Genomic DNA, 21,819 nt, shown 5'->3' with positions numbered 1-21,819 from the left:
TTTAAGTTTATAATTTAGTAGAAAATTGTATTTTTAGGAGGAATTTATGTTTTGTATAAAGTGTGGCACTAAACTGCCTGAGGAAGCTGTATTTTGCCATAATTGTGGTGCTAAAGTCGATAATACAGATATTAAAAATGATTTTGAAAGAAACTATATTACTGATTTAAATAGTGATTCTGAAGAAAAACTTAATATTAATCAAAGCAATGATGTTGAGGAAAAACTTAATATTACCCCAAAAGATGGCTTTAATTCGGAAGAAGAAATGAATGAAATTATTTCAGAATTTGAACCCATAACAGCGTTGATTAATAAACCTATTGATAAAGAAGTTATTCCACTTCTTAATGAACCTAAGGAATTACTTTATAATAATGACAAAGTTACTGAACCAGCCCCTATAACTAAGAGAATAAATTTATGGTTACTCCCTGCAGGTGCTGCTATATTTTCCATAGCTTTGACCATAGGATTCTTTACTTATGAGAAAAAAGTTTCGAATGATGTAGAAAATATTCGTGTGCAAGCTGAGACTGTAGCTCTTCAAGGCAAAATTGCTGATGCCGAAAAATTAGTGGACAAAGGATTAACATTGCGTCCAAATCATAAAACGCTTCAAGAAGATAAAAAGCTCTTAAGCGAAGGAAAAAATATTCAAAAGCATATTGAAAGCTTAGAAACTTACGTGAAAAAGCAGGATTATGCTAAAGCATTAGAGGAACTAGATAAGGCAGATAAAGAAATAGGGGAAAAGAAAGGTGCTTTATATTCTTTATTAAAAAAGAATGTGGAAGATAAAAGAACTGGTGTAACAGTACTTCAAATTAAAAGCGAAATGAATAATAAAAAATCCATAGAAGAACTGACTCCTCTCCTTACAAAGGTGTCCAGTTATACTGTTAAAGAAGCTATTGACACAGCTAATGAGCTTCGTAAAAAAATTGGAGTTATAGCTTACAATAATGCTAATGAGCTCTTGAAGAAAAATGACTTTGCTGGTGCTGCTGCATCCATAGAAGAAGGTCTTAAATATAATGCAAATGATAAAAAATTGCTTTCATTTAAGGATATTATAGCTAAACAGAAGACTTCTTTCGAAAAAGCAGAGCAGCAAAGAATCGAACAAGCTATGGTTGCAGCTGCAAAGGAAGATACAAATAATAGAACAAATGCAGTTAAGGTACTAGAAACAAATGGTTCTGTAAATAAATACGGAGACTTTGTTATAAAAGGAAAGGTTAAGAATGTGGCTACCAGGCCTATAAGTTCTATAAAGATATACTATACAGTATACGATGCGAATAATAACTCACTAGGAACAGATTCCACTTATGTGTATCCCGACTACTTAGATATTAACTCTGAAGCAGAATTTCAAAATACAGAGTATGGTGTAGTTAATGGCCATCATATAAAAATTAATAACATCACGTGGTATTTAAGTTAGGAGGAACCTTATGAATAATGTAAATAAAAAATTTATAATTTCTATAACATTAACAGTTATATTGGCTCTTATTGGAGTTTTCGCTGCTTTCTTTATACATACAAACGCCAAACAACAGGTTTTTACAGGTACCACTAAGCTTGCAGATGTAGAATCCCAAAATAAAACCACTGAGACAAAAGATAAAGATTTAAAGACGGTAATATATGAAAATCAAAAACTTGTGGTGAACATAGAAGTTCAAGCCTATGGTGGAAAAGGTATTGGTTCTGGTTTTTTATATAATGATAAGGGAGACATAATCACTAATGCTCATGTAGTTGATAATGCCTCTACAGTAACTATAAAAATGGCAGACACAACCGTTTATAAAGGAACGGTTATAGGTAGAAGTTCTTCTACTGATGTGGCTTTAGTACGTGTTCCAGAGCTTGCTAGTAGAACGCCAGTAAAAATAACCAGAGGTAAAAAAGTAGAAATAGGTGATGAGGTATTAGCTCTTGGAAGTCCTCTTGGGCTACAAAATACAGCAACCACAGGCATTATAAGTGGACTTAATCGTGATTTTGAAATTCAAAACTTTAAATACAAAGGAGTTTACCAAATATCTGCTCCTATATCTCCTGGAAACAGCGGTGGACCTTTATTAGATAAAAAGACTGGTGAAGTTTTAGGAATAAATTCTGCTAAGCTTGGAGAAGAAACCATAGGCTTTAGTATACCTATAGATCAAGTGTTACCCTTGGTAGATAATTGGTCAGCAAATCCTTCTACTACTGAAACTAGTTCTAAATCTACCTCTGTAAATTCGAATGAATATAATGGAAAGCTCCTAGCAGAAGATGGTGAATACTTAGTCTCTTACTTTTACAATAGCGTGGATTCAAAAGACTACGTAGCAGCTTACTCATACTTAGGCTCCGATTGGCAAAAGAAAATGACTTATGAAACTTTTAGAAATGGATATTTAGATACTTTATCAGTAGAAATTGAAAATATGACTGGTAGAGTGGTTGATGATAGAACTATTGAAGTAGTATCTATTATAAATGCCACTGAGAGAAGTAATGGCGGAACTAAATCAAGTAAGTATAAGGTTACTTATATGGTGGGTTACGAAAACAATAAACTCAAAATTTTAAGCGGACAGGCTAAGAGACTTTAGACTAAAAACCGTTCTTTAATGAAGAATTATCCTTCATTAAAGAACGGTTTTAGTATTTTGCTCACTATCTTAAATATATCTAATTCAGTATCATCACTGAACAGTTTGCTTGCCATGACATTATCCATTGCTTTAACGAATAAGTCTAGCTTGTTATTATCTAATTTCTCAATGCTCCTCCTAATAATTAGAGAACTGTCATAAGATTTTTTCAGTGGTTTAACCAATTCTTCATAATCGCCTCTTCCACATATGTCAAGTGCTGCATATATGCCAGTAAGTATAGCTACAAATTGACCTAGTCCATAGGCTGGCATAATGGAACCAAAACAGTTACCAATAAAATACGTATTATTAATTTTAGCTCTATCACAAGTACCTAATATGTACCTTTTCACCTCATACTTATCAGTAATATTTAAAGCTTGCTTTACATCGCCTTTGGCACGGGCGTAAAATTTATCCCATAAATCATCAATTTCTTTTATAGTTGTATCAGGATAACTTGGATACGCTATAGATATATTAGCTTCCTTTTCCGTGTAAGGCACAAGGTAAGAGTAGCCTTCAGGTGCAAATTCATTATTATACCAAGTCACCACATGATCTGTCTTAAAATCGCCATCTACTGTAGCTCCTCTTACGTTAATAGTTAAATCAACACGAAAATTATTTAGCTTTGTTGCATATGCTGCATCTCCTGTTGCTAAGACAACGTGAGTATACTCCTTTAATAAGTCCTCATATCCGTATTCGGAGTGAGATATTATCTTCAACTTCAACTGCCTTGCCAGTTGACTTTCAAAGGACTCCTCATGCCTTCCTCTTAAGTTTGAATAACCTAAATTGCCGTGAAGGAGTGCCTGAGCACTAGGTCCATATACTGTTAATTTTCTAATTTTGTCTATTGGTTTTAAATCTATACCATATTTATCGCTAAAATATTCGAGACAATTATTTATAGGTCTATTCGATATATGAAATAATGCTTCAGCATTTATAAATCTATCTCCAGGCATACGCCGCTTTTCAAAAACAGTTGACTCTATTCCATTCTTCTCTAATATAATTGCACAGCATAATCCTGACAATCCTGCTCCCATTATTGCAACTTTCATTTCCATGTATCCCTTCCAACATGTTTTTCAATTAATTACTTACCCTATCAATCTCTGCTGCTAATTTACTGATAAGGTCGGAAACCTCAAAGCCACCTCTTGCACTAATCATTTCTACCGTAGCAACACTCCCCATTGTTTTTAAAATCATAGGTGACTGTAGCTTTTGATACTTAGGACTTAAGGATACCAAGAAATCTTTTAAAAATGGATATTCTTTTATTAAATCTCCTATTTTTGTATCTTTATTCATATTATATTTATTGTTATCCTGTATAGATTCTTCTTGCTTATTATCCTTAGATGAATTATCATCTTTCCAAGATATAAGTCTCTGACTACCAGATAAACTTCTAATGTGACTGGCATCCTGCATCATTTCAAGAACACCTTTGAAATTACCTTCTTCATCTCTTATTGCAATGTAAATTATGTAAATGAACTTTCCTTCAATTTCAAGCCAGAATTCAGCCTCATCATGCTCACCATTTCTAAAGGCATTAATAATTTTTTCTACGGTATCAACACTTTCTTTTGGATGACAGTTCTTAACTTCTCTACCTATAACTCCAGCGCTTCTTGGAAAAACTCTGTGTTTCGTATCACTATAGAATTTAACGAGGTTGTTCTCATCAGCATAGGATAAGTCTATAGGCAAATGCTTGAAAATCAAGTTTATTTGGTTTAAAGTAAGAAGGCCTTGACTAACCTTTAAAACTTCATTATCTTTCGAAGAAGAAGTTACCCCATGCTTTTGAAGAACACTTGCAAGATCTTTTAAAAGATCTACATTTAAGTTTAAATTATTCGTTGTAAAATCACTAGTTTTGCTTAGATCTTTGCTTTTATATGCTGGCGGATTATCTATTAAACAATATCCAATTTCATCATCGCCTATTCTCATTTCAGTAAAGTCTTCATCAGTTAACAACTCAATTGAAGTAGGAAATAAAATTTCATTTTCCTTCATCATCATATCCCTTATCATTTCGATTACCTCAGGTTGAACAGCTAAGAATTCCTTATCATTATCCTCTTCTAATAGATCCCTTGATCTTTTTATAATATCTTTTATATCATTATCCAATGTCCACATTATTTTTGATGGTTTATCAAAACCCTTCCTCTCAAGAGCAGCAAAAAGTTGATTTTGTTTTCTACTAAAATGAATATTTATTTGACTTAGTTTATCATACAATTCTAACCATTGATTCTTTATAAATCCTTTGTCAAGTAATTCTTCCATTAATGAAAGAACTTTACCAAGTTCTATAGTTTCTTGTTGATATGTATTTATTGGATGCCCCTTTGGAAGCTTTAATTCAGTTGAAACAAGAATTCCTTCGAAAATACTTAAAAGTTCATTCATCCTTTCTGTTAGCAGCTCATCACTAATACCATAAGAATGTAGATGTTGTTCACCTACTGCAAACTCCTCAGCAGTGATTTTCTCAAAAGAGTCTCTAGCCCTTTTTTTAGCTTCATCCAAAGAAATTTTATTGTTAAGAAAATCTACTTCAATATCAATCATTTTCTTAATTCTCGTATTATTAACAGTTAGATGATTATTCATTTTGATATCATTAAACTTTGTTGAAGGAAAAAAATAAACATGATACTCGTCATCATTAACCTTCTCTATATATTTATCAAACCCTTTGCTTTCCATCATTTTGTACATAGGGAATGGTTCAAAATCCTTGATAACGTGTATCCCTTCACCAGGACCTAATGTCTCTAAAACTTTTGTGACACAATCCCTAAAACTTTCATGTTCCCCTCTACCATCAATAGTTATATAAACAATATCTTTTTTCATACAAATACTCCTTTCCTTAATAAAAGATCAGAATTATTTATTCAAAATATTTGAGCGAAAATAATTCTTGTTACCAAACATATAATATAACACTTAATTTTAATATTGCATTTAATCTCAATTACTATACTAGTAAATAAAAATTTGCAAACCAAATTATAAACTTTTACTGCTAATTCCACACATGACAAATAGGTGCAGAGTAACTAAAACACCTATTTTAGTTACTATACACCTATTTACAGATAAAACTAATGTATTAAAAGTTCAAATACAAGTTTCTTATCTTTTCAGTATCTTCACAATAAGGATACTTTCCATTAAGGCAACCTAAGCATAACTTCCTATTTTCCATACATTCTAAAAATCCATTAATACTGATGTATCTTAAGCTATCTACTCCAATGTGCTCTCTTATATCTTCTAAACTTTTATAGCTAGCTATAAGCTCATCTTTATTACTAGTATTAATTCCTAAAAAACAGCAATGCTTAATTGGAGGAGATGCAATTCTAAAGTGTATTTCTTTTGCACCACTTTGCCTTAAACACTCAGCAATTCTTCTAGTGGTAGTTCCTCTAACTATCGAATCATCAACTATAACCACTCTTTTTCCTTCTACCTCTTCACTTAGTAAAGTTAGCTTTAGTGAAACAACATTTTCTCTTACCTCTTTAGAAGGCTGTATAAAACTTCTTCCTAAGTACTTGTTTCTAATCAATCCTATTGCATATGGAATACCAGAAGCTTTAGCATATCCAATAGCTGAAGGTATACCAGAGTCAGGTACTCCGATTACAATATCAGCAGAAACAGGACATTCTTCATATAACTTTTCTCCGAATAAAACTCTTGATTTATACACACCTACTCCATCAATAACACTGTCTTCTCTTGCAAAATATATGTACTCAAAAGCACATGTAGCATAATCACAGTTAGAGGAAAACTTAATTTCTTTAATTCCATCTTTGTTTATAATGACCATTTCTCCTGGTTCAACATCTCTTATAAACTTTCCTCCAAGAGAAGTTAATGCACAGCTTTCAGAACAAATAACATATGCTTCATCTAACTTTCCAATGCACAGAGGTCTTATTCCATCAGGATCCCTAACTCCAATCAAGCTATCCTCAGTTAACAATACAAAGGAATATGCACCTTTTAAAGGCCTTAATCCATTGATAATTGTATTGACATCAGTTTCTCTGTTTAGATTTTCTCCTATAAGCTTTAAAATAACCTCTGAGTCTGTAGTAGTTTTAAAGTTTATCCCCAATCTACTTAATTGTTCTTTTATTTCATCAGCGTTAAGCAAATTCCCGTTATGAGCAATTGCAACTTGTCTAGAGTTAAACTCTTGTAAAATAGGCTGAGCGTTATCTTTATTACTATCTCCTGTAGTGGAATACCTAACATGTCCTATTCCTATTTGCCCAAAAGTATTTATCAGATTTTCTTTACTAAAAACTTCAGAAACTAGCCCAATACTCTTATGGCACTTTATTGTATTTCCATCAGAAAATGCAATCCCTGCACTCTCCTGTCCCCTATGCTGTAGTGCATAAAGTCCATGATAGATTATCTTACCTATATTTATGTCTTCCCTTGAGAAAACTCCAAATACACCGCACTCTTCTTTAAGCTTATCTTCTGAACCTAAACAAATGCCCAATCTTCCAATAGCAGATTTAATCATTTAGTCATCATCTCTTAAAATATTTAGGTTTTTGCCACTCATTACTTTATTCATATTTCTAGCAGCACACATTTTTCCACACATTGTGCATGTATGCTCATCCTCTGGCATTGACTCTTCTCTATATCTTCTTGCTTTTTCAGGGTCTATAGCTAAACTAAACATCTTTTCCCAATCTGATCTAGCTTCACTCATAGCGTTATCCCAATCTCTTGCACCTTTAATTCCTTTTGCTATATCTCCAGCATGTGCTGCAATCTTTGTTGCAATAATTCCTTCTCTCACATCTTCTAAAGTTGGAAGCCTTAAATGCTCAGCTGGTGTTACATAGCATAGGAAATCTGCCCCTGAAGCAGCTGCTATTGCTCCACCAATTGCAGAAGTAATATGATCATAACCTGGAGCTATATCTGTAACTAAAGGTCCTAACACATAAAAAGGTGCGTTGTGGCATAGTTTTTTTTCAAGCTTCATATTAGCTGCTATTTCATCCATGCTCATATGACCAGGTCCTTCTACCATAACTTGTACATTTCTTTCCCAAGCTCTTTTTGTTAGCTCTCCAAGTATCATTAGCTCTTTTATTTGGCTCGCATCGGAAGAATCTGCTATACAACCTGGACGACAAGCATCACCTAAACTTATAGTTACATCGTATTTTTCACATATATCTAGAACTTTATCATAATGTTCGAAGAATGGATTCTCTTTACCAGTTAGTTCCATCCAAGCATACATTAAAGCTCCTCCTTTAGATACTATGTTAGTTAGTCTTTTATTTCTTTTGAATACTGCTGCAGTTTCCCTATTGATTCCTGCATGAATAGTCATGAAGTCTACTCCATTTTGTGCATGTTTTTCAATTACGTTTAATAAGTCATCTGCAGTTAAATCAGTTAACTCTCTATCATAAAAACCTACTGCATCATAAATAGGTACTGTTCCAATCATTGCTGATGATACCTCTACAAGTTTTTTTCTAAATTCTTCTGTTTTACCAAAGCAGCTTAAATCCATTATAGCCTCAACTTTCATGTCTATTGATAATCTAACTTTTTCTAATTCATCATCTATACTATTACAATCTTTTGAAACACCTAAATTTACGTTAATTTTTGTTCTAAGTCCTTCACCTACACCTTCTGGACTTAAAGATATATGATTTTTATTAGCAGGTATTGCAACTCTACCCTCTGCTACAAGTTCCATTAATTTATTTACTTCCATATTCTCTTTTTTTGCTACTATTTCTATCTCTTTTGTAACTATACCTTTTCTAGCCGCATCCATTTGTGTTGTGTAATTCATATTCTCTATCTCCTTTATAATTTTTTTAAAATAGAGTAACACTAGATAAAATAAAAAAGGAAGCTAATATAAGCTCCCTCATAAACACTTCATTAATAGAAAATACAATATTAGAAATTCGCATTTTTATTAACTATATAAAGTACTTCCCTACGTTGGTATGATCCAAATCAGGTTATGAGGGTCAGAACTAGTAGTTCTATCTCAGCCCATCACATGGGCACCCCTAGTGTTATTCAATTTTGATTACATGAAAATTATAGCATAATTGTTATTGTTCTGCAATGTATAAATATAAGCTTAGCCGATGATTATTAAATCTTTAATTATTTTACTCTTCTATCCTTGGCTTTTCAGGTGCACAGCCAGGTTTTTTAACCTCAGAAACCATGGAAAGCTTAGTGAGATAATAGCATTCTTCTCTGTACATATGGTCAGTCATTAAAGGCTTTAAGTCTCCTAATAACTTTTTTTCTAAAATTAGCTTTTCCAAATCCTTAAGGAATTTTTTAAAAGTATTCATTTCCTCTTCTGCATCTTCATTAAGTTTGCTTAAAGCTGGAAACTTAAATAGCCCTGTTCTCATGTATCCTTTCATTTCAAGAGACTTTTGATGTAGCTTATCAAAGCTTTTTCGAAATTTCATACTCTTTTTAATAAACTCTTGTTCTGCCATATCAAGAGAGCTTGCTATCGAAGCAGCATGACCTGACCCGTCCAGTAACCATAATTTATGATAATGTACTGGATTCAATAAATAAGGTTGCTTGTTCATAATACAATAAAGAATAAATAAGTACTCTTCCACCTCGTTAACCATATGATTTATAAAAGTTGGGGGTAGATTAATTTTTATTTTACCGATTAAATGCTCTTTAATAAGATATAGTTTAAAAGAACGTATTTGACAAGCTGCATTATACGCTAAGTTATTTAACTTATTTAACTCCTCGGTACTGAGATCCATTCTAGCATTATTCAAAAGATTGTCAAATAAGTTCTTAAAATAATTCGCCTTTTGTATATTACTATTTTCTTCTGGAGATAAAGCTCCTAAAATAAATCTTGAATGATCTCCTAAAACCTGAAGCCAAAAACGATGTTCAAACAATGTCTGACTTTTCAAATCATTGATTTTCAAAATATGCCTCCTAAAAAAAGTTCCTCAGTATATCATATTATGCAATCAATTTAAATGTGTTCCATTTTTTTCATTTAGCAAAATGCTACTTGGATTCCTTCCATATCTGGCTCTAACAAAACTACTCTCCATTGATCTTCGAAATTATTTAAAAAGTTTTTAACTTCTCTTTCAAATTTTTCTTCATCCTTAGGTTCTACTACCGCCATAAGAGTTGAACCTGAACCACTTATAAACTCGCCTATAGCACCAATTTCTCTAGCCTTATCTAGTATTATTTCTGCATTCTTGATTAAATTTTTTCTATATGGTTGATGTATTCTATCACCAAAGCAAGTTCTAAGCTTATCAAACTCTCCATTACTTAATGCACTTATAAGCATTGCAGACCTTGATATATTAAAAATACAGTCTTCCTTTAAGTAACTCTGTGGAAGCACTCCTCTAGACATAGCCGTGCTTACTTGGAAATCTGGTATCATAGCTGCAAATTTCAATTGATAAGGCAACTTTACCTTTGAATAGCTAACCTTCTCGCCTTCCTGAAGCGAAACTACCATCCCCCCAACTGCTGCAGGAACTATGTTGTCTGGATGCCCTTCAATTTCTGTAGCTATTTCTATTATTCTATCCATAGACATAACATTTCCCATAATGGCATTAGCTGCAGCAACTCCTCCCACTATACAAGCTGCACTGCTTCCAAGTCCCCTACAAATCGGTATATCACATTTTGAAACATTTATATAAAAGCCTTCATATCTATAGTCAAACATGTTAAGTGTTCTTATCATGCTAGTATATATTAAATTTTCTCTATAATCATCTTTACTTTTTTCTCCATTATTAAAAATTTCAGTTTCCCCACTCTTCTCTTGAACTTCTATTTCGTTATATAGTTTTAAAGCCATCCCTAAGGTATCAAATCCTGGCCCCATATTAGCAGTTGTAGCAGGTATTCTAACTTTTATCATTAAACTTTCCTCCTTCCTTAATGTACAAGTCTATTTTATTAGTTTCTTCATCCTTAAATACGTAATTTTGAGTGAAACCCTATAGCATAAAAACAAAAATTCCCTTTAACTATTCACTCCTAATTCTTAACTTCTAACTTATTTACTCATTATTTCTCTTTCTATAATTCCAAAATCGCAAGGCAAGGTCACTATATCTCCACCAGCATTTACAGCAATGTCAGGATCTTTAAGTCCATTTCCTGTAAGTATACATACAACTTTACTACCTCTTTGAACTCTTCCTTCTTTATAAAGCTTATATAAGCCCGCCACAGATATACATGAAGCAGGTTCAGCAAATATTCCTTCTAAACTGGATAATAACTTATAACCTTCTAGTATCTTTTCATCACTTATTTTATCAATAATTCCCTTTGATTCTACTAAAGCTGTCACTGCTTTTCTCCAGCTCGCAGGGTTACCAATTCTTATTGCTGTTGCAATAGTTTCAGGATTTTCTATAATTTTATTATTAACTATAGGAGCCGCTCCCTCTGCCTGAAAACCTATCATCTTTGGTAAACTATCTATTTTGCCTCTATCTTTGTACTCTCTAAACCCCTTCCAATAGGCAGTTATATTACCTGCATTCCCTACTGGTATTGATACGTAATCTGGAATCCCTCCAAGTTGTTCGCATAGTTCAAAGGCAGCAGTTTTTTGTCCTTCTATTCTATAAGGGTTTATAGAGTTTACTAAAGTTATAGGGTGCTTTTCTGATATTTCCTTAACCATATTTAAGGCATCGTCAAAGTTACCATCAATAGCTATAACCTTTGCCCCATAAGATAATGCCTGTGCCAGTTTTCCCATGGCTATTTTTCTATTAGGTATTATAACTATAGACTTAATGCCAGCCTTAGCAGCATACGCAGCAGCTGCAGCAGAAGTATTTCCTGTGGACGCACATATTATTGCTTTTGACCCTTCCTCCACAGCTTTTGTAACTGCCATAGTCATTCCTCTATCCTTAAAGGAACCTGTTGGATTCAAGCCCTCGTATTTTAAGTATATCTCAACTCCTGGCATAAGTTTTTCAATATTTTCTGCTCTAATTAAGGGTGTATTTCCTTCACATAAACTAATAATCCTTGCGTCTTCACTCACTGGTAAAAACTCTCTATATTTTTCTATAAGTCCCATCCATCTCATTTTGCAATCCCCCAATAACATTTTGTTTTTTAATTCTCTAACAACATTATTTTTTTAATCTTATCAGAATCTACTTTCTCTCTTAAAATATCTATATTTCTATCTAATATGGCCTCATTCTTTGACTTCACAAAAGCAGCAACCTCTTCTTCTAAACCATACATTCCTTTAGTTATTATTTGACAATAAGGAAAAAGTTCAGATAAACAAGCCATTGTCTTCACTCTATCCCTTGTTTTTATCCTTAGAAGCCATTTATTTTCTTTTCTCCAAAACCTATCCACTGATGCCTCTTCGTAATCAAAACGAATTCCATTTTCCTTCTTATTCTGAATGATATCTACTATATCAGAGAATACAGCACTAGCCGTTGGGAACATTCCTGCTCCTTTTCCCGTAAAGACTACATCTCCAACTGCATCTCCATCTACCAAAATAGCATTATACTCATTCTCAATTCTACCTAGCGTAGAGTTGCTCCTTACCATAATCGGTGATACAGAAGCATATACTCTCTCCTCTCCATATTCGCTCATTGCTAAAAGCTTAATTTCAAAGCCTTCACTTCTAGCATATTGAAAATCTATAGCATCAATATCAGTTATTCCATTAATTTTAATATCTTTCCAGTTAACCCTTTCTTGAAAGGCCATTGTTGAAAGTATTGATAGCTTTCTAGCTGCATCATAACCCATTACATCACTTTCCGGATTAGCTTCAGCAAAACCAAGCTTTTGAGCAAGCATTAAAGCTTCTTTATAATTCATGTTTTCTTTGCTCATTTTTGATAAAATAAAGTTTGTTGTTCCATTAAGTATTGCTTTAATACTTTTTATTTTATTTCCAACGAGGCATTCACTTAGAGATTTTAATATAGGTATTCCTCCACCCACACTAGCTTCAAATCTTAGCACAACACCATTTTTATTAGCTAAATCTAAAAGTTCTGCGCCATGTTCCGCTATTAAATCTTTATTAGCTGTAACAACGTGCTTCTTTAACTGTAATGCTCTTTTTACATATTCATAAGCAGGATTAACTCCCCCCATGGCTTCAACTATTATATCAACTTTATCACTGAATATGTCCTCAATATTCCTTGTTAAAATGCTTAAATTGTTACTTTCTTTATGTTTTTCTAAGTCCCTAACAAGTACGTTAGATAGAACTATCTCTTCGTTTATATTCTTTCTTAATCTATTTCTGTTTTTTAGTATAAGTTCGGCAACTCCACTACCTACAGTGCCATAACCAAGCATTGCTACACAAGTCATCCAAATCCCTCCTATTTATAAATAATTTAATTAAATTTCTACTGGTGGTGGTTTTCATAATTTACTCCTCCTTATAATTTAGATTCTTAATTCTTTATATAAAAATAAAAACCCATCCCTATAATGGGACGAGTTATGTTCGCGGTTCCACCCAAATTACAGCGTTAGTCAAAAACTCAAAACAAATTGCTTTAAATAGTGACTTGATTACGCTATCACTTTGTACTTTTAACGCTAGAAAGCGAAGGATGCCTACTGAGATTCAGCACTTAACTCAAAGGTGGTTTTCAGTAGTTCTTGAACAAGAAATCTTTCAGCCAAGGATTTCCTTCTCTGTGAACAGAATGCTATTTACTCTTCCTCATCATTGCATTTATCATTATTAGATTTAAAAAAACAAAAACTCCCCTCAATTTTGAGGCGAGTATATATCGCGGTTCCACTCAAATTAATAGCATAGATAAACTACTGACTTAGCAGCAGAGTTTAAAGCTATTATCTCTAGGCCATTAACGCTGGCAACGGAATATACCTACTAAATTTTCAGTACTCAACTCGAAGGTGGTTTTCAATATCACTTGAACAAAAAACCTTTCAGCCGATGGGTTTCTCTCTCTTTGAACAGTAGTCTATTTACTCTTCCTTTTCATTGCTTTTTTTCTATTATTTTGTATAATTATATGATTTTAATTTATAAATGTCAATACAGAATTATTAAATGATTACCTATTTTCATACTTTATTAACAATTCAATAAAGATTATCAATTCATTTGATATTTTAACATTCTTAAACAATAACTTTATGGTTTACGATTCTTGCTTTATATTTTAAAAATATTATATGAATCTTATCTATAAATTATTCCATGATTTTATAAAAACTATTTAAGTAATTATATTTTACCTGCTATTATATTTTTTACTCTTTAAGTCTATTGTTAATCTATAATTTCCCTAGGAATTTAAAATTAATAAAGTCAAAAATTTCCTGTTTCTTTTTAACTAAGCTAGCGGATTTTTTATCATTAATGTTTACCTTAAGTAAAATATACTGAGCCAAAAAGGATTCAAATGGAAGCCATCCAACGTGAGTGGTTGGGACAATATATCTATTAGCTCCCTTCATCTCCTTGAAAAGTATACTTCTACTCTTGAAAGGTAATGTTTCATCAAACAAAGCGTCTATAAAAGTCACTTTAGATTTATCAATTAAATGAGCATATGAAATAGGATCTATTCTAAACAAAGGATGTATAAGCCTACTGCCTAATACTTCAGTCAAACTCATTTTTTTTACAATACCAAATTGATTTTCGTATATTTTGTACAATCTCTCCTTGTCATTCAAATAGTATTCAGTTCCAAGTCCCTTATCAAAGAGCTTTCTTGCAAAATTCGTAACATGAGATTCATGAAGTATTTTAGGTATATGCCCCCCTGTTGTCATAAAAATTGTCTGATGGATTCTTTTATCAATTGAGGCTAATATTGAAGAAATCATTCCTCCTAAGCAATATCCAACTACACAATTGTTTTCATTCCAAATCTTTTGCTGCTCCAATAGGTCTATGGTTGTTCTTACATCAACTACTGCATGCTCCCAAAACTGATACATAAGTCTAATATCCGGCCATATATAACTTCTGCCACTTACTGATTTATCTTCCACACGAGTATAGTTCCCTGGTAAGATAACTATACTTGAGTTAACTCCAACAGAAGCAAGGTGAGTTCCAAGCCAAAGCATAAACTTTATATTACGGCTTCCAAGCCCATGTAGTATAAGTACTGAAGCTCTTGTGTTACCTCTGGGGGCAAAATTATATAGCTCGACATTTTCAGTTCCTGGTGCTGGATTTTTATATAAGGTTTTATATCTTATATAACTACATTTATAGAAAGTTCCTTTTAAAATATATCCTTGAACAAAATCTATATTCTTTTTCACATAAGAAAAATCAATAATCATTTTATCTAACCTTTATAATTGATTCTCTATATTTATATGTTATAAAATGATAGAGGTGCTAGTATAGTGTTTTAAATGAAAGTTTTAAGAAAAATACCGTTCTAAATGATATAATCTATATTATAAATAATAACTAAAGAAAGCGGTGAATTTAATGGATAGATGCCCTTGGTGCGGAACTGATCCTCTCTACATAAAATATCATGATGAAGAATGGGGTGTGCCTGTTCATGATGAGAGAAAACATTTCGAATTTCTTGTATTAGAATCAGCTCAAGCAGGACTTAGTTGGATAACAATTCTAAGAAAAAGAGAAAATTATAGAAAAGCTTATGATAACTTCGATGCTGCAAAAGTTGCATTATACTCAGAAGATAAGATAAATGAATTACTTCAAAATGAAGGTATTATAAGAAATAGAAGAAAGATCGAAGCTTCAATTAATAATGCAAAGATGTTTCTTAAAATACAGGAAAAATTTGGAAGCTTTGATAACTACATATGGAAGTTTGTAGATAATAAACCTGTCGTAAATAACTGGGCTAGCATATCAGAAGTTCCCGCAACTACCGAACTATCAGATAGAGTTAGTAAAGATTTGAAAAAACATGGATTTAAATTTTTAGGACCAATTATAATTTATTCTCATCTACAGGCTACAGGGATAATAAATGATCATATAACAAATTGCTTTAGACACAGTCAACTACTTTATTAAACTTTAGATAAAACAATACAAAGCTAGACTTATGCAAAGGTATATATAACTAATTTCTAAAAGTAATTAACGACTTCTAGGAATTGGTTATATATACCGGTGTGTAAGTCTAGCTTTAGATTTAAAAAGTTATTTAAAAGGCCTAGTTCCAAAAGAAAAATTCCATTTAAGATTCAAAGTTATTAGTGAATTAGTAGTTTTAATCTTTAATGCTTTAGACTTCGATGGTAGCAATTTAGTAGTATCATCATAAACTGCGGTATTTTCCTCATCCTCCTCACTTATTGAAGTATAGTCATCATCTTCAACGTGATTGTCTGTAAAACATCTAAGTAATGCCTCATTTCGCATTTTTCTAGAAACAACATATGCAATTACTGCTACCGCTGAACCTACTACAAAAGATTTCCTCATATTTTTCTCCTTTCTATTAATCCTTCATACATATATTTATTTACATATTATTTATTATAATGTGTGAGTATTATTAATATCATACATATAATCTATGATTTAACTATAATAATTCTCAAAAATAGACTATAGGTTGCAAGTTTGAACTTAATCTATAAATAGCAGTTGTTATATAATTTGCTAAAAACAGGTAAACTGTACCCTGTAAGATAGACACAGAAAAGAGGCTGTGCTATCTTACAGGGTATTTTTGTATTTAACAATTTAGTATAATGAAGAAAAAAGGGGAGAGTTCTATGGGCAAGTCAAGAAACAGAGACTTCATACAAGCTGAAATAGATATTTTGTCCAAAAATATGCATGTTAAAAATGTTACTCCAAAACAAATTACGTATACAGATGCCTTTAAAGAATTATTTATCGCTGAACATAATGAGGGGATGCTTCCTAGAGATATTTTTATAGAGAATGGATTTGATCCTGAGATGATAGGACAAAATCGAATCGATCGTTGTAGTGTAAGATGGCGTTCAAAAGCAAATCGCCCCGAAGGGGTTAGAGACATACGAAAAGGTAACTCTGGAACAACCAGAGGTTTAGAAGGCGAAATAAGTATTGAAGAGGAGTTAACGCGTTTAAAACAACAAAATCAATATCTAAAGCAAGAAAATTCATTTCTGCGGGAACTACGAAGATTGGAAAGGCAGGTGATGCCCAATTCAAAATTAAACCAGATGAAAAGTACAAAATAATTAGAAGATTGTCAGAAAAAAGTAAATGTTGTCTTGACATAAAATATATGTGCGAAATGGCTGGTGTCTCACGGTCGGGCTATTATTCATGGTTGCAAAGAGAAGATCACCGAATCAAAAAGGAAGAGCAAGACAGGAATGACTTTGAGCTTATTTTAAATGCGTTTCAGTTCAAAAACAGAAATAAAGGTGCAAGAAGCATAAAAATGTTCTTATTCAGGAAACTTGGTATCAATATGAATCTTAAAAAAATTCGTAGGCTAATGGCTAAGTATGGGGTACGTTGCCCTATAAGGAAACCTAATCCATATAAAAAGATTGGTAAAGCTATAAAAAGCCACGCTGTAGGGAATAAAGTAAATAGAGAGTTTTGTGTGGGTAAGCCTGGTAAAGTTCTACTGACAGATATAACTTACATATACTATGGTTCTGGAAAATGCGCATATCTATCAACTGTCAAAGATGGATGCACACGTCAAATACCATCTTATGTATTAAGTGAATCGCTTGAACTTCCTATTGCAACAGATACGATTAATTTTCTGATGGATAATAAAGCATACGTTATATCAAAAGATGCTTACTTGCATTCAGATCAAGGTATCCATTATACAAGCAGAAAGTTTCAAAACTTGATAAAGTCAAAAGGATTTATACAATCTATGTCAAGAAAAGGAAATTGTTGGGACAATGCTCCTCAAGAATCATTTTATGGTCATATGAAAGATGAGCTCAATCTTAGTCAATGTGAAACCTTTGAACAACTTAAATCAGAGATTGATGAATACATAGAGTATTACAATAATGAACGTTACCAGTGGGATCTTATGAAAATGACTCCCAATGAATACTATAGTTATTTGACTACAGGTATTATACCATATTAAAAATTTCACCTAGAAATTAATTTCTAGGTGAACAGCCTGTTTTATTGTGTACTTGACAAAGGGTACAGTTTACCCATTTTTAGCAAAAGTTTCATTTCAAGTTGCAATCTGATAACTTCTATTATAAGTATGTTTAGTATTGTCTATTTTTCTTCAGAATCCTTTTGTAAAAAATAAAGTAATACCTTAGTACGATCCTTTTGTTTTTTATCTAAATACTCAGGTGCCCAATTATAAAATCCTTTTCCTGTCTTACTTCCTAAGTTTCCTTTTTCAATTTTACTACTTAATAGCTTGGACTTTTCTGTAGAATTACACAAATCCTTAAATAAATAGGAAGATATATCATCAAATATGTCCAATCCTCCTAAATCTGCACTACACAATGGGCCAGTAACAGGAAGCCTTCTTCCATGAGCATACTCTACTGCTTTGTCAACCTCTTCTGGCTTTGCCCATCCCTGTTCAACTATATATAGAGCTTCTCTAAGTATAGCAAGTTGCAAACGATTTCCTATAAATCCTAAGCATTCTTTCTCCATACGAGCTGCTTTCTTCCCAATAAACTCTACCCATTCAATAGTTAACTCCATTGTTTCTGACGAAGTTTTTTCTCCAGGTACCACTTCTACTAAAGGGATTAACTGCGGAGGATTCCAAAAATGAGCCACTACAACTCTCTCTGGATGTTTTGTATGTTTTGATATCTTTGTTGGGCTGAGGCCAGAAGTATTTGTAGCTAATATTACATCTTGCTGACAAAGTTCATCTAACTGCTTAAAAACCTTCTGTTTAAGTTCTAAGTTTTCAGCTAATGACTCTACTACAAAATCCGCACCTTTAGCAGCTTCTTCAATAGTTTTAACTCCCTTAATCCTATCTAGTATTTCTGTAGTCTTAGATTCTGTTAGTTTCCCTTCGTCTTTCAACCTATTTAACGCAGTTTTTATATGATTAAATCCTCTTTCTAAGCTCTCATCAGACCTACCATACATAGTAACATTAAGTCCTGCCTTTGCACATAATAGAACTATTCCGTGCCCCATAGTTCCTGTGCCAAGTACAGCTATATTTCTAAATTTCATAATATCAACTCCAATATTTAAAATTTAATTCAGTATACCTCGTCTTTAACTTTATAGCCTTCATTATGTTTAGAAGCATATATCATGCCAACTGGTATTTTAGATATAAAGAAACTTATAGTGAGTCAAATCGAATATTAAAATTAATTTCTTTATATACTGATTTTCATGGATTCACTCAAATTATTTTAGTAATATAAAATTAATTTAATTGCTATAATTATTGATTCTATTTAGCCAAATTGCAATATATATTTCAGAGTAAATTCATAAGGTGTACAATTTGTATACACCCTATAAATCAAAATGCACTTTCCAACTTGTTTTCCAATTACTGTATCTTTATATTACATGTATACTTTTTGTCCACTTTCAAGGTTATACTCCTCAATTTTTTTATATAACCCTGCCCTACTTATCCCTAATAACTTTGCAGTTTTATTCTTATTCCAATTATTATCTTTTAAGCAGCGAAGAATAGCTTTTCGTTCGACTTCCTCAATCATATCCTTTAAAAATTTATACTCATTACTATAGTCTTTTTGTTCATTATTTATTAGTTTTTCAGGTAAGTGATCGGGTTTTATTATTAAATCTGAATCCAGTAAATTTATTGCTCTCTCAATAACATTTTCTAATTCTCTAATGTTCCCTGGCCAATCGTATTGAATTAAGCAATTAATTGCTTCTTTAGAAATTCCATCTACATATACATCTAATCTGCTTGCAACCTTTGCCCTAAGCGCATCTGCTAGCATAGGAATATCCTCTTTCCTTTCTCTCAGTGGAGGTAATCCAATATTTATAACATTAAGCCTATAGTAGAGATCTTCTCTAAATTTTTTGTCATCAATGCATTCTTTTAAATTTTTATTTGTAGCAGCAATTATTCTAATATCAAGTTTTATCAGTACACTGCCACCTATTCTTTCCATTTCTCTTTCTTGAATTACTCTTAAAATCTTAACTTGCATATCTATAGGCATGTCTCCAATTTCATCTAAAAAAATACTTCCACCATCCGCCAGTTCAAACTTACCTTTTTTACCGCCTTTCCTTGCTCCCGTAAAAGCACCTTCTTCATAACCAAACAACTCAGCCTCAAGTAGCTCTGCAGGAATTGCCGCACAGTTTACCCTTACAAAAGGTCCTAAACGCCTTTTACTTGAATTATGAATAGCATGTGCAAATAGCTCTTTTCCAGTACCGCTCTCTCCTACTATTAAAACATTTGAATCAGTTTTTCCAGCATTTTTAGCTAGCTTTTTAACTTCATGGATTCTAATTGAAGTTCCTATAATATCTTCAAATGAATATTTGGCTTTTCTTTCTTTACAAAGCTCACTTCTATAGAATTCTATTTCCTTCTCTAAACTACTAAGCTTTTTACTTAAGAAGTGAAAATCCTTTATATCCTTGAACATTATCTTTCCAACAGCCCCAACAACCCTACCATCTTTTTTTATTGGAACACGCATGGCAACTGTCTTCCGTCCGTTAATTTCCTGTAAATCAGCAACTTCCGTATTTCCAGTCTCTAACACTTTATGTATTCTTGTGTTTTGAATCACCTCTGTAACGTGCTTACCTTCGGGACTATCACAATTTAAAAATTCCTTGTAGGCATCACTCATCATAGTTATAATACCTTTTTCATCTACACAAACAACACATGAGTTAACAGTACTCATTACTGTATCTAAAATATCTATGTATAATTTATCTTCATTCATTTCATTTTGTAGTTCTTTATACGTAGTCACATCTTGAAGTACTAATATTCCTCCTTCAATCTTATCATCTTCCCCTATCATAATTTTATTTACCATGAATTTTCTTTCATTGTAAGAAAACTCTTCATTCAATTTATCGCCTTTATCTTTGATTAATTGTGATAAATTTGTATTAGGTAAAACCTTTTCTATATGCTTCCCTACATTGTATTTTCCACTAACACCTAATAATTCTTCAGCTCTATTATTTATAACAAGTAAATTTCCTAGCCTGTCAATACCTAATATTCCATCACTTACATTTTCCATTATTGATTTAAAAAGTTTTTCTAATAACATCAACTCATCACTCCTAAAAAAGAAATACCGAAGTAAAAAACTTCATATTTTTTACTTAACTGTTTAAAGTATAGAATATGGTAAAACACTTTCACTTGCATTTAAATTATACTCTCATTTTTCAAGAATTGGAATAATATTCCTAATTTTTTAAAAATAATCTCTCGTCACCAATAAACTTACTTCTACAATTAAATCAAATACTGTCGCCGCAATATATGAAAGCAATTTACGTCATACACTCACATATCTCAATTTATTTGATGGTCTATAGAATAAAAATATAAAAAATAATACATACTTTAATAAATACAACATAAATACTTTTAGGAGATGAGCCTTAATATGAATGAAAATTTGATAAGAAAAGGTGAAAACTTACTGTCGAAGTTATACGAAAAAACTAGTTATAATGGCTTCGTAGTAGCATTGGATTGTGCTTTTAGGGTTTTTCAAAGAATTTCAAGAAATGATTCCGTCTTCCGTACTAGAAACTACTATTTAAATATAATAAGTTGTGAGGATCGGCTGATTTCTACTATATTTGAATACTACTTGCAAGGAAAAGGAAATAAGGAAGACTTAAATGAAGATATTTTTCCACTAATAAATGTTTTATCAGGGTGTGAAAACGATAAAACAACTAAGGAACTAAAAAATCTATTTTTAAGTGTGTATAGTTAATGTGCTGCTTGAAATAAATAAAGGATAGCCACCTTAAACAAGTTTAGCTATCCTTATTTATCCGATGACTACCCGCTCTAATACTCCCGAGTAA

At 32.2% G+C, this 21,819-nt stretch carries 17 protein-coding genes, 1 riboswitch and 2 other annotated features; of the genes, 5 read left to right on the top strand and 12 right to left on the bottom strand.

From position 1 onward, the window contains the following. Positions 1-46: 46 nt before the first annotated feature. Positions 47-1,450: an FxLYD domain-containing protein gene (locus tag AC0N0V_RS06075; protein WP_474462719.1), complete on the top strand. Its 1,404-nt coding sequence runs from the start codon at positions 47-49 to the stop codon at positions 1,448-1,450. A 10-nt stretch (positions 1,451-1,460) separates the two neighbouring features. Continuing rightward, positions 1,461-2,615: a S1C family serine protease gene (locus AC0N0V_RS06070; RefSeq protein ID WP_474462718.1), complete on the top strand. Its 1,155-nt coding sequence runs from the start codon at positions 1,461-1,463 to the stop codon at positions 2,613-2,615. Between the two features lie 26 nt (positions 2,616-2,641). On the opposite strand, the gene AC0N0V_RS06065 is transcribed toward AC0N0V_RS06070, so the two are convergent. The 9 genes from AC0N0V_RS06065 to AC0N0V_RS06025 form a co-directional block, all read right to left on the bottom strand. Further along, positions 2,642-3,739 carry an NAD(P)/FAD-dependent oxidoreductase gene (locus AC0N0V_RS06065; RefSeq protein ID WP_474462717.1) on the bottom strand — a complete coding sequence of 366 codons (1,098 nt, stop codon included), beginning with the start codon at positions 3,737-3,739 and terminating at the stop codon, positions 2,642-2,644. Between the two features lie 25 nt (positions 3,740-3,764). After that, entirely contained in the window at positions 3,765-5,552 is a 1,788-nt protein-coding gene (locus tag AC0N0V_RS06060; protein WP_474462716.1) for a PAS domain-containing protein, read from the bottom strand. 259 nt (positions 5,553-5,811) lie between these two features. Then, complete coding sequence (gene purF / locus AC0N0V_RS06055; protein ID WP_474462715.1) at positions 5,812-7,251, bottom strand: amidophosphoribosyltransferase; 1,440 nt, start codon at positions 7,249-7,251, stop codon at positions 5,812-5,814. Continuing rightward, complete coding sequence (gene thiC / locus AC0N0V_RS06050; protein ID WP_474462714.1) at positions 7,252-8,559, bottom strand: phosphomethylpyrimidine synthase ThiC; 1,308 nt, start codon at positions 8,557-8,559, stop codon at positions 7,252-7,254. A gap of 130 nt (positions 8,560-8,689) precedes the next feature. Further along, a riboswitch (TPP riboswitch) is annotated at positions 8,690-8,797 on the bottom strand. Positions 8,798-8,890: 93 nt separating this feature from the next. Further along, a complete protein-coding gene (locus AC0N0V_RS06045) occupies positions 8,891-9,700 on the bottom strand; it encodes a DUF2935 domain-containing protein (protein ID WP_474462713.1) in 810 nt (269 codons plus the stop codon). A 74-nt stretch (positions 9,701-9,774) separates the two neighbouring features. Beyond that, the gene (gene thrB, locus AC0N0V_RS06040; RefSeq protein WP_474462712.1) at positions 9,775-10,674 is read right to left on the bottom strand and encodes a homoserine kinase; all 900 of its coding nucleotides are present in this window, start codon (positions 10,672-10,674) and stop codon (positions 9,775-9,777) included. A 138-nt stretch (positions 10,675-10,812) separates the two neighbouring features. Next, complete coding sequence (thrC, locus tag AC0N0V_RS06035) at positions 10,813-11,868, bottom strand: threonine synthase (protein WP_474462711.1); 1,056 nt, start codon at positions 11,866-11,868, stop codon at positions 10,813-10,815. Positions 11,869-11,897: 29 nt separating this feature from the next. Continuing rightward, positions 11,898-13,142, bottom strand: a complete 1,245-nt coding sequence (locus AC0N0V_RS06030; protein ID WP_474462709.1) for a homoserine dehydrogenase — start codon at positions 13,140-13,142, stop codon at positions 11,898-11,900. 121 nt (positions 13,143-13,263) lie between these two features. Then, positions 13,264-13,519: a binding site (T-box leader), on the bottom strand. A gap of 36 nt (positions 13,520-13,555) precedes the next feature. Further along, positions 13,556-13,801, bottom strand: a binding site (T-box leader). A 286-nt stretch (positions 13,802-14,087) separates the two neighbouring features. Then, positions 14,088-15,113: an alpha/beta hydrolase gene (locus AC0N0V_RS06025; protein ID WP_474462708.1), complete on the bottom strand. Its 1,026-nt coding sequence runs from the start codon at positions 15,111-15,113 to the stop codon at positions 14,088-14,090. Between the two features lie 154 nt (positions 15,114-15,267). On the opposite strand from AC0N0V_RS06025, the gene AC0N0V_RS06020 reads away from it, so the two are divergent. After that, positions 15,268-15,831: a DNA-3-methyladenine glycosylase I gene (locus tag AC0N0V_RS06020; RefSeq protein ID WP_474464463.1), complete on the top strand. Its 564-nt coding sequence runs from the start codon at positions 15,268-15,270 to the stop codon at positions 15,829-15,831. Between the two features lie 129 nt (positions 15,832-15,960). Here AC0N0V_RS06020 and AC0N0V_RS06015 read toward each other — a convergent pair whose 3' ends face one another. Then, entirely contained in the window at positions 15,961-16,245 is a 285-nt protein-coding gene (locus AC0N0V_RS06015; protein ID WP_474462707.1) for a hypothetical protein, read from the bottom strand. 296 nt (positions 16,246-16,541) lie between these two features. Here AC0N0V_RS06015 and AC0N0V_RS06010 point away from each other — a divergent pair. Next, positions 16,542-17,884, top strand: a protein-coding gene (locus AC0N0V_RS06010) for an IS3 family transposase (protein WP_474464388.1) whose coding sequence is annotated in 2 segments (ribosomal slippage) — positions 16,542-16,949 and positions 16,952-17,884 — 1,341 coding nt in all. Because the reading frame shifts where the segments join, the coding sequence is not laid out codon by codon here. A 143-nt stretch (positions 17,885-18,027) separates the two neighbouring features. On the opposite strand, the gene AC0N0V_RS06005 is transcribed toward AC0N0V_RS06010, so the two are convergent. Together AC0N0V_RS06005 and AC0N0V_RS06000 are read right to left on the bottom strand one after the other, a co-directional pair. Continuing rightward, complete coding sequence (locus tag AC0N0V_RS06005; RefSeq protein ID WP_474462706.1) at positions 18,028-18,969, bottom strand: 3-hydroxyacyl-CoA dehydrogenase family protein; 942 nt, start codon at positions 18,967-18,969, stop codon at positions 18,028-18,030. Positions 18,970-19,316: 347 nt separating this feature from the next. After that, positions 19,317-21,041, bottom strand: coding sequence for a sigma-54 interaction domain-containing protein (locus AC0N0V_RS06000; RefSeq protein WP_474462704.1), 1,725 nt, complete (start codon positions 21,039-21,041; stop codon positions 19,317-19,319). Between the two features lie 345 nt (positions 21,042-21,386). Between AC0N0V_RS06000 and AC0N0V_RS05995 the strand changes: the two genes are divergently transcribed. Next, positions 21,387-21,725: a hypothetical protein gene (locus tag AC0N0V_RS05995; RefSeq protein WP_474462703.1), complete on the top strand. Its 339-nt coding sequence runs from the start codon at positions 21,387-21,389 to the stop codon at positions 21,723-21,725. Positions 21,726-21,819: the final 94 nt, after the last annotated feature.

The organism is Clostridium sp. CS1-1 (genome assembly GCF_056135525.1).
Note: the sequence above shows the minus strand (reverse complement) of the source record. Positions and strands in the feature narration are given on the sequence as shown.

Coding starts and splice junctions, on each gene's coding strand:
- AC0N0V_RS06075 (WP_474462719.1), top strand. CDS start 47: ATGTTTTGTATAAAGTGTGGCACTAAACTGCCTGAGGAAGCTGTATTT.
- AC0N0V_RS06070 (WP_474462718.1), top strand. CDS start 1,461: ATGAATAATGTAAATAAAAAATTTATAATTTCTATAACATTAACAGTT.
- AC0N0V_RS06065 (WP_474462717.1), bottom strand. CDS start 3,739: ATGGAAATGAAAGTTGCAATAATGGGAGCAGGATTGTCAGGATTATGC.
- AC0N0V_RS06060 (WP_474462716.1), bottom strand. CDS start 5,552: ATGAAAAAAGATATTGTTTATATAACTATTGATGGTAGAGGGGAACAT.
- purF (WP_474462715.1), bottom strand. CDS start 7,251: ATGATTAAATCTGCTATTGGAAGATTGGGCATTTGTTTAGGTTCAGAA.
- thiC (WP_474462714.1), bottom strand. CDS start 8,559: ATGAATTACACAACACAAATGGATGCGGCTAGAAAAGGTATAGTTACA.
- thrB (WP_474462712.1), bottom strand. CDS start 10,674: ATGATAAAAGTTAGAATACCTGCTACAACTGCTAATATGGGGCCAGGA.
- thrC (WP_474462711.1), bottom strand. CDS start 11,868: ATGAGATGGATGGGACTTATAGAAAAATATAGAGAGTTTTTACCAGTG.
- AC0N0V_RS06030 (WP_474462709.1), bottom strand. CDS start 13,142: ATGACTTGTGTAGCAATGCTTGGTTATGGCACTGTAGGTAGTGGAGTT.
- AC0N0V_RS06025 (WP_474462708.1), bottom strand. CDS start 15,113: ATGATTATTGATTTTTCTTATGTGAAAAAGAATATAGATTTTGTTCAA.
- AC0N0V_RS06020 (WP_474464463.1), top strand. CDS start 15,268: ATGGATAGATGCCCTTGGTGCGGAACTGATCCTCTCTACATAAAATAT.
- AC0N0V_RS06015 (WP_474462707.1), bottom strand. CDS start 16,245: ATGAGGAAATCTTTTGTAGTAGGTTCAGCGGTAGCAGTAATTGCATAT.
- AC0N0V_RS06005 (WP_474462706.1), bottom strand. CDS start 18,969: ATGAAATTTAGAAATATAGCTGTACTTGGCACAGGAACTATGGGGCAC.
- AC0N0V_RS06000 (WP_474462704.1), bottom strand. CDS start 21,041: ATGTTATTAGAAAAACTTTTTAAATCAATAATGGAAAATGTAAGTGAT.
- AC0N0V_RS05995 (WP_474462703.1), top strand. CDS start 21,387: ATGAATGAAAATTTGATAAGAAAAGGTGAAAACTTACTGTCGAAGTTA.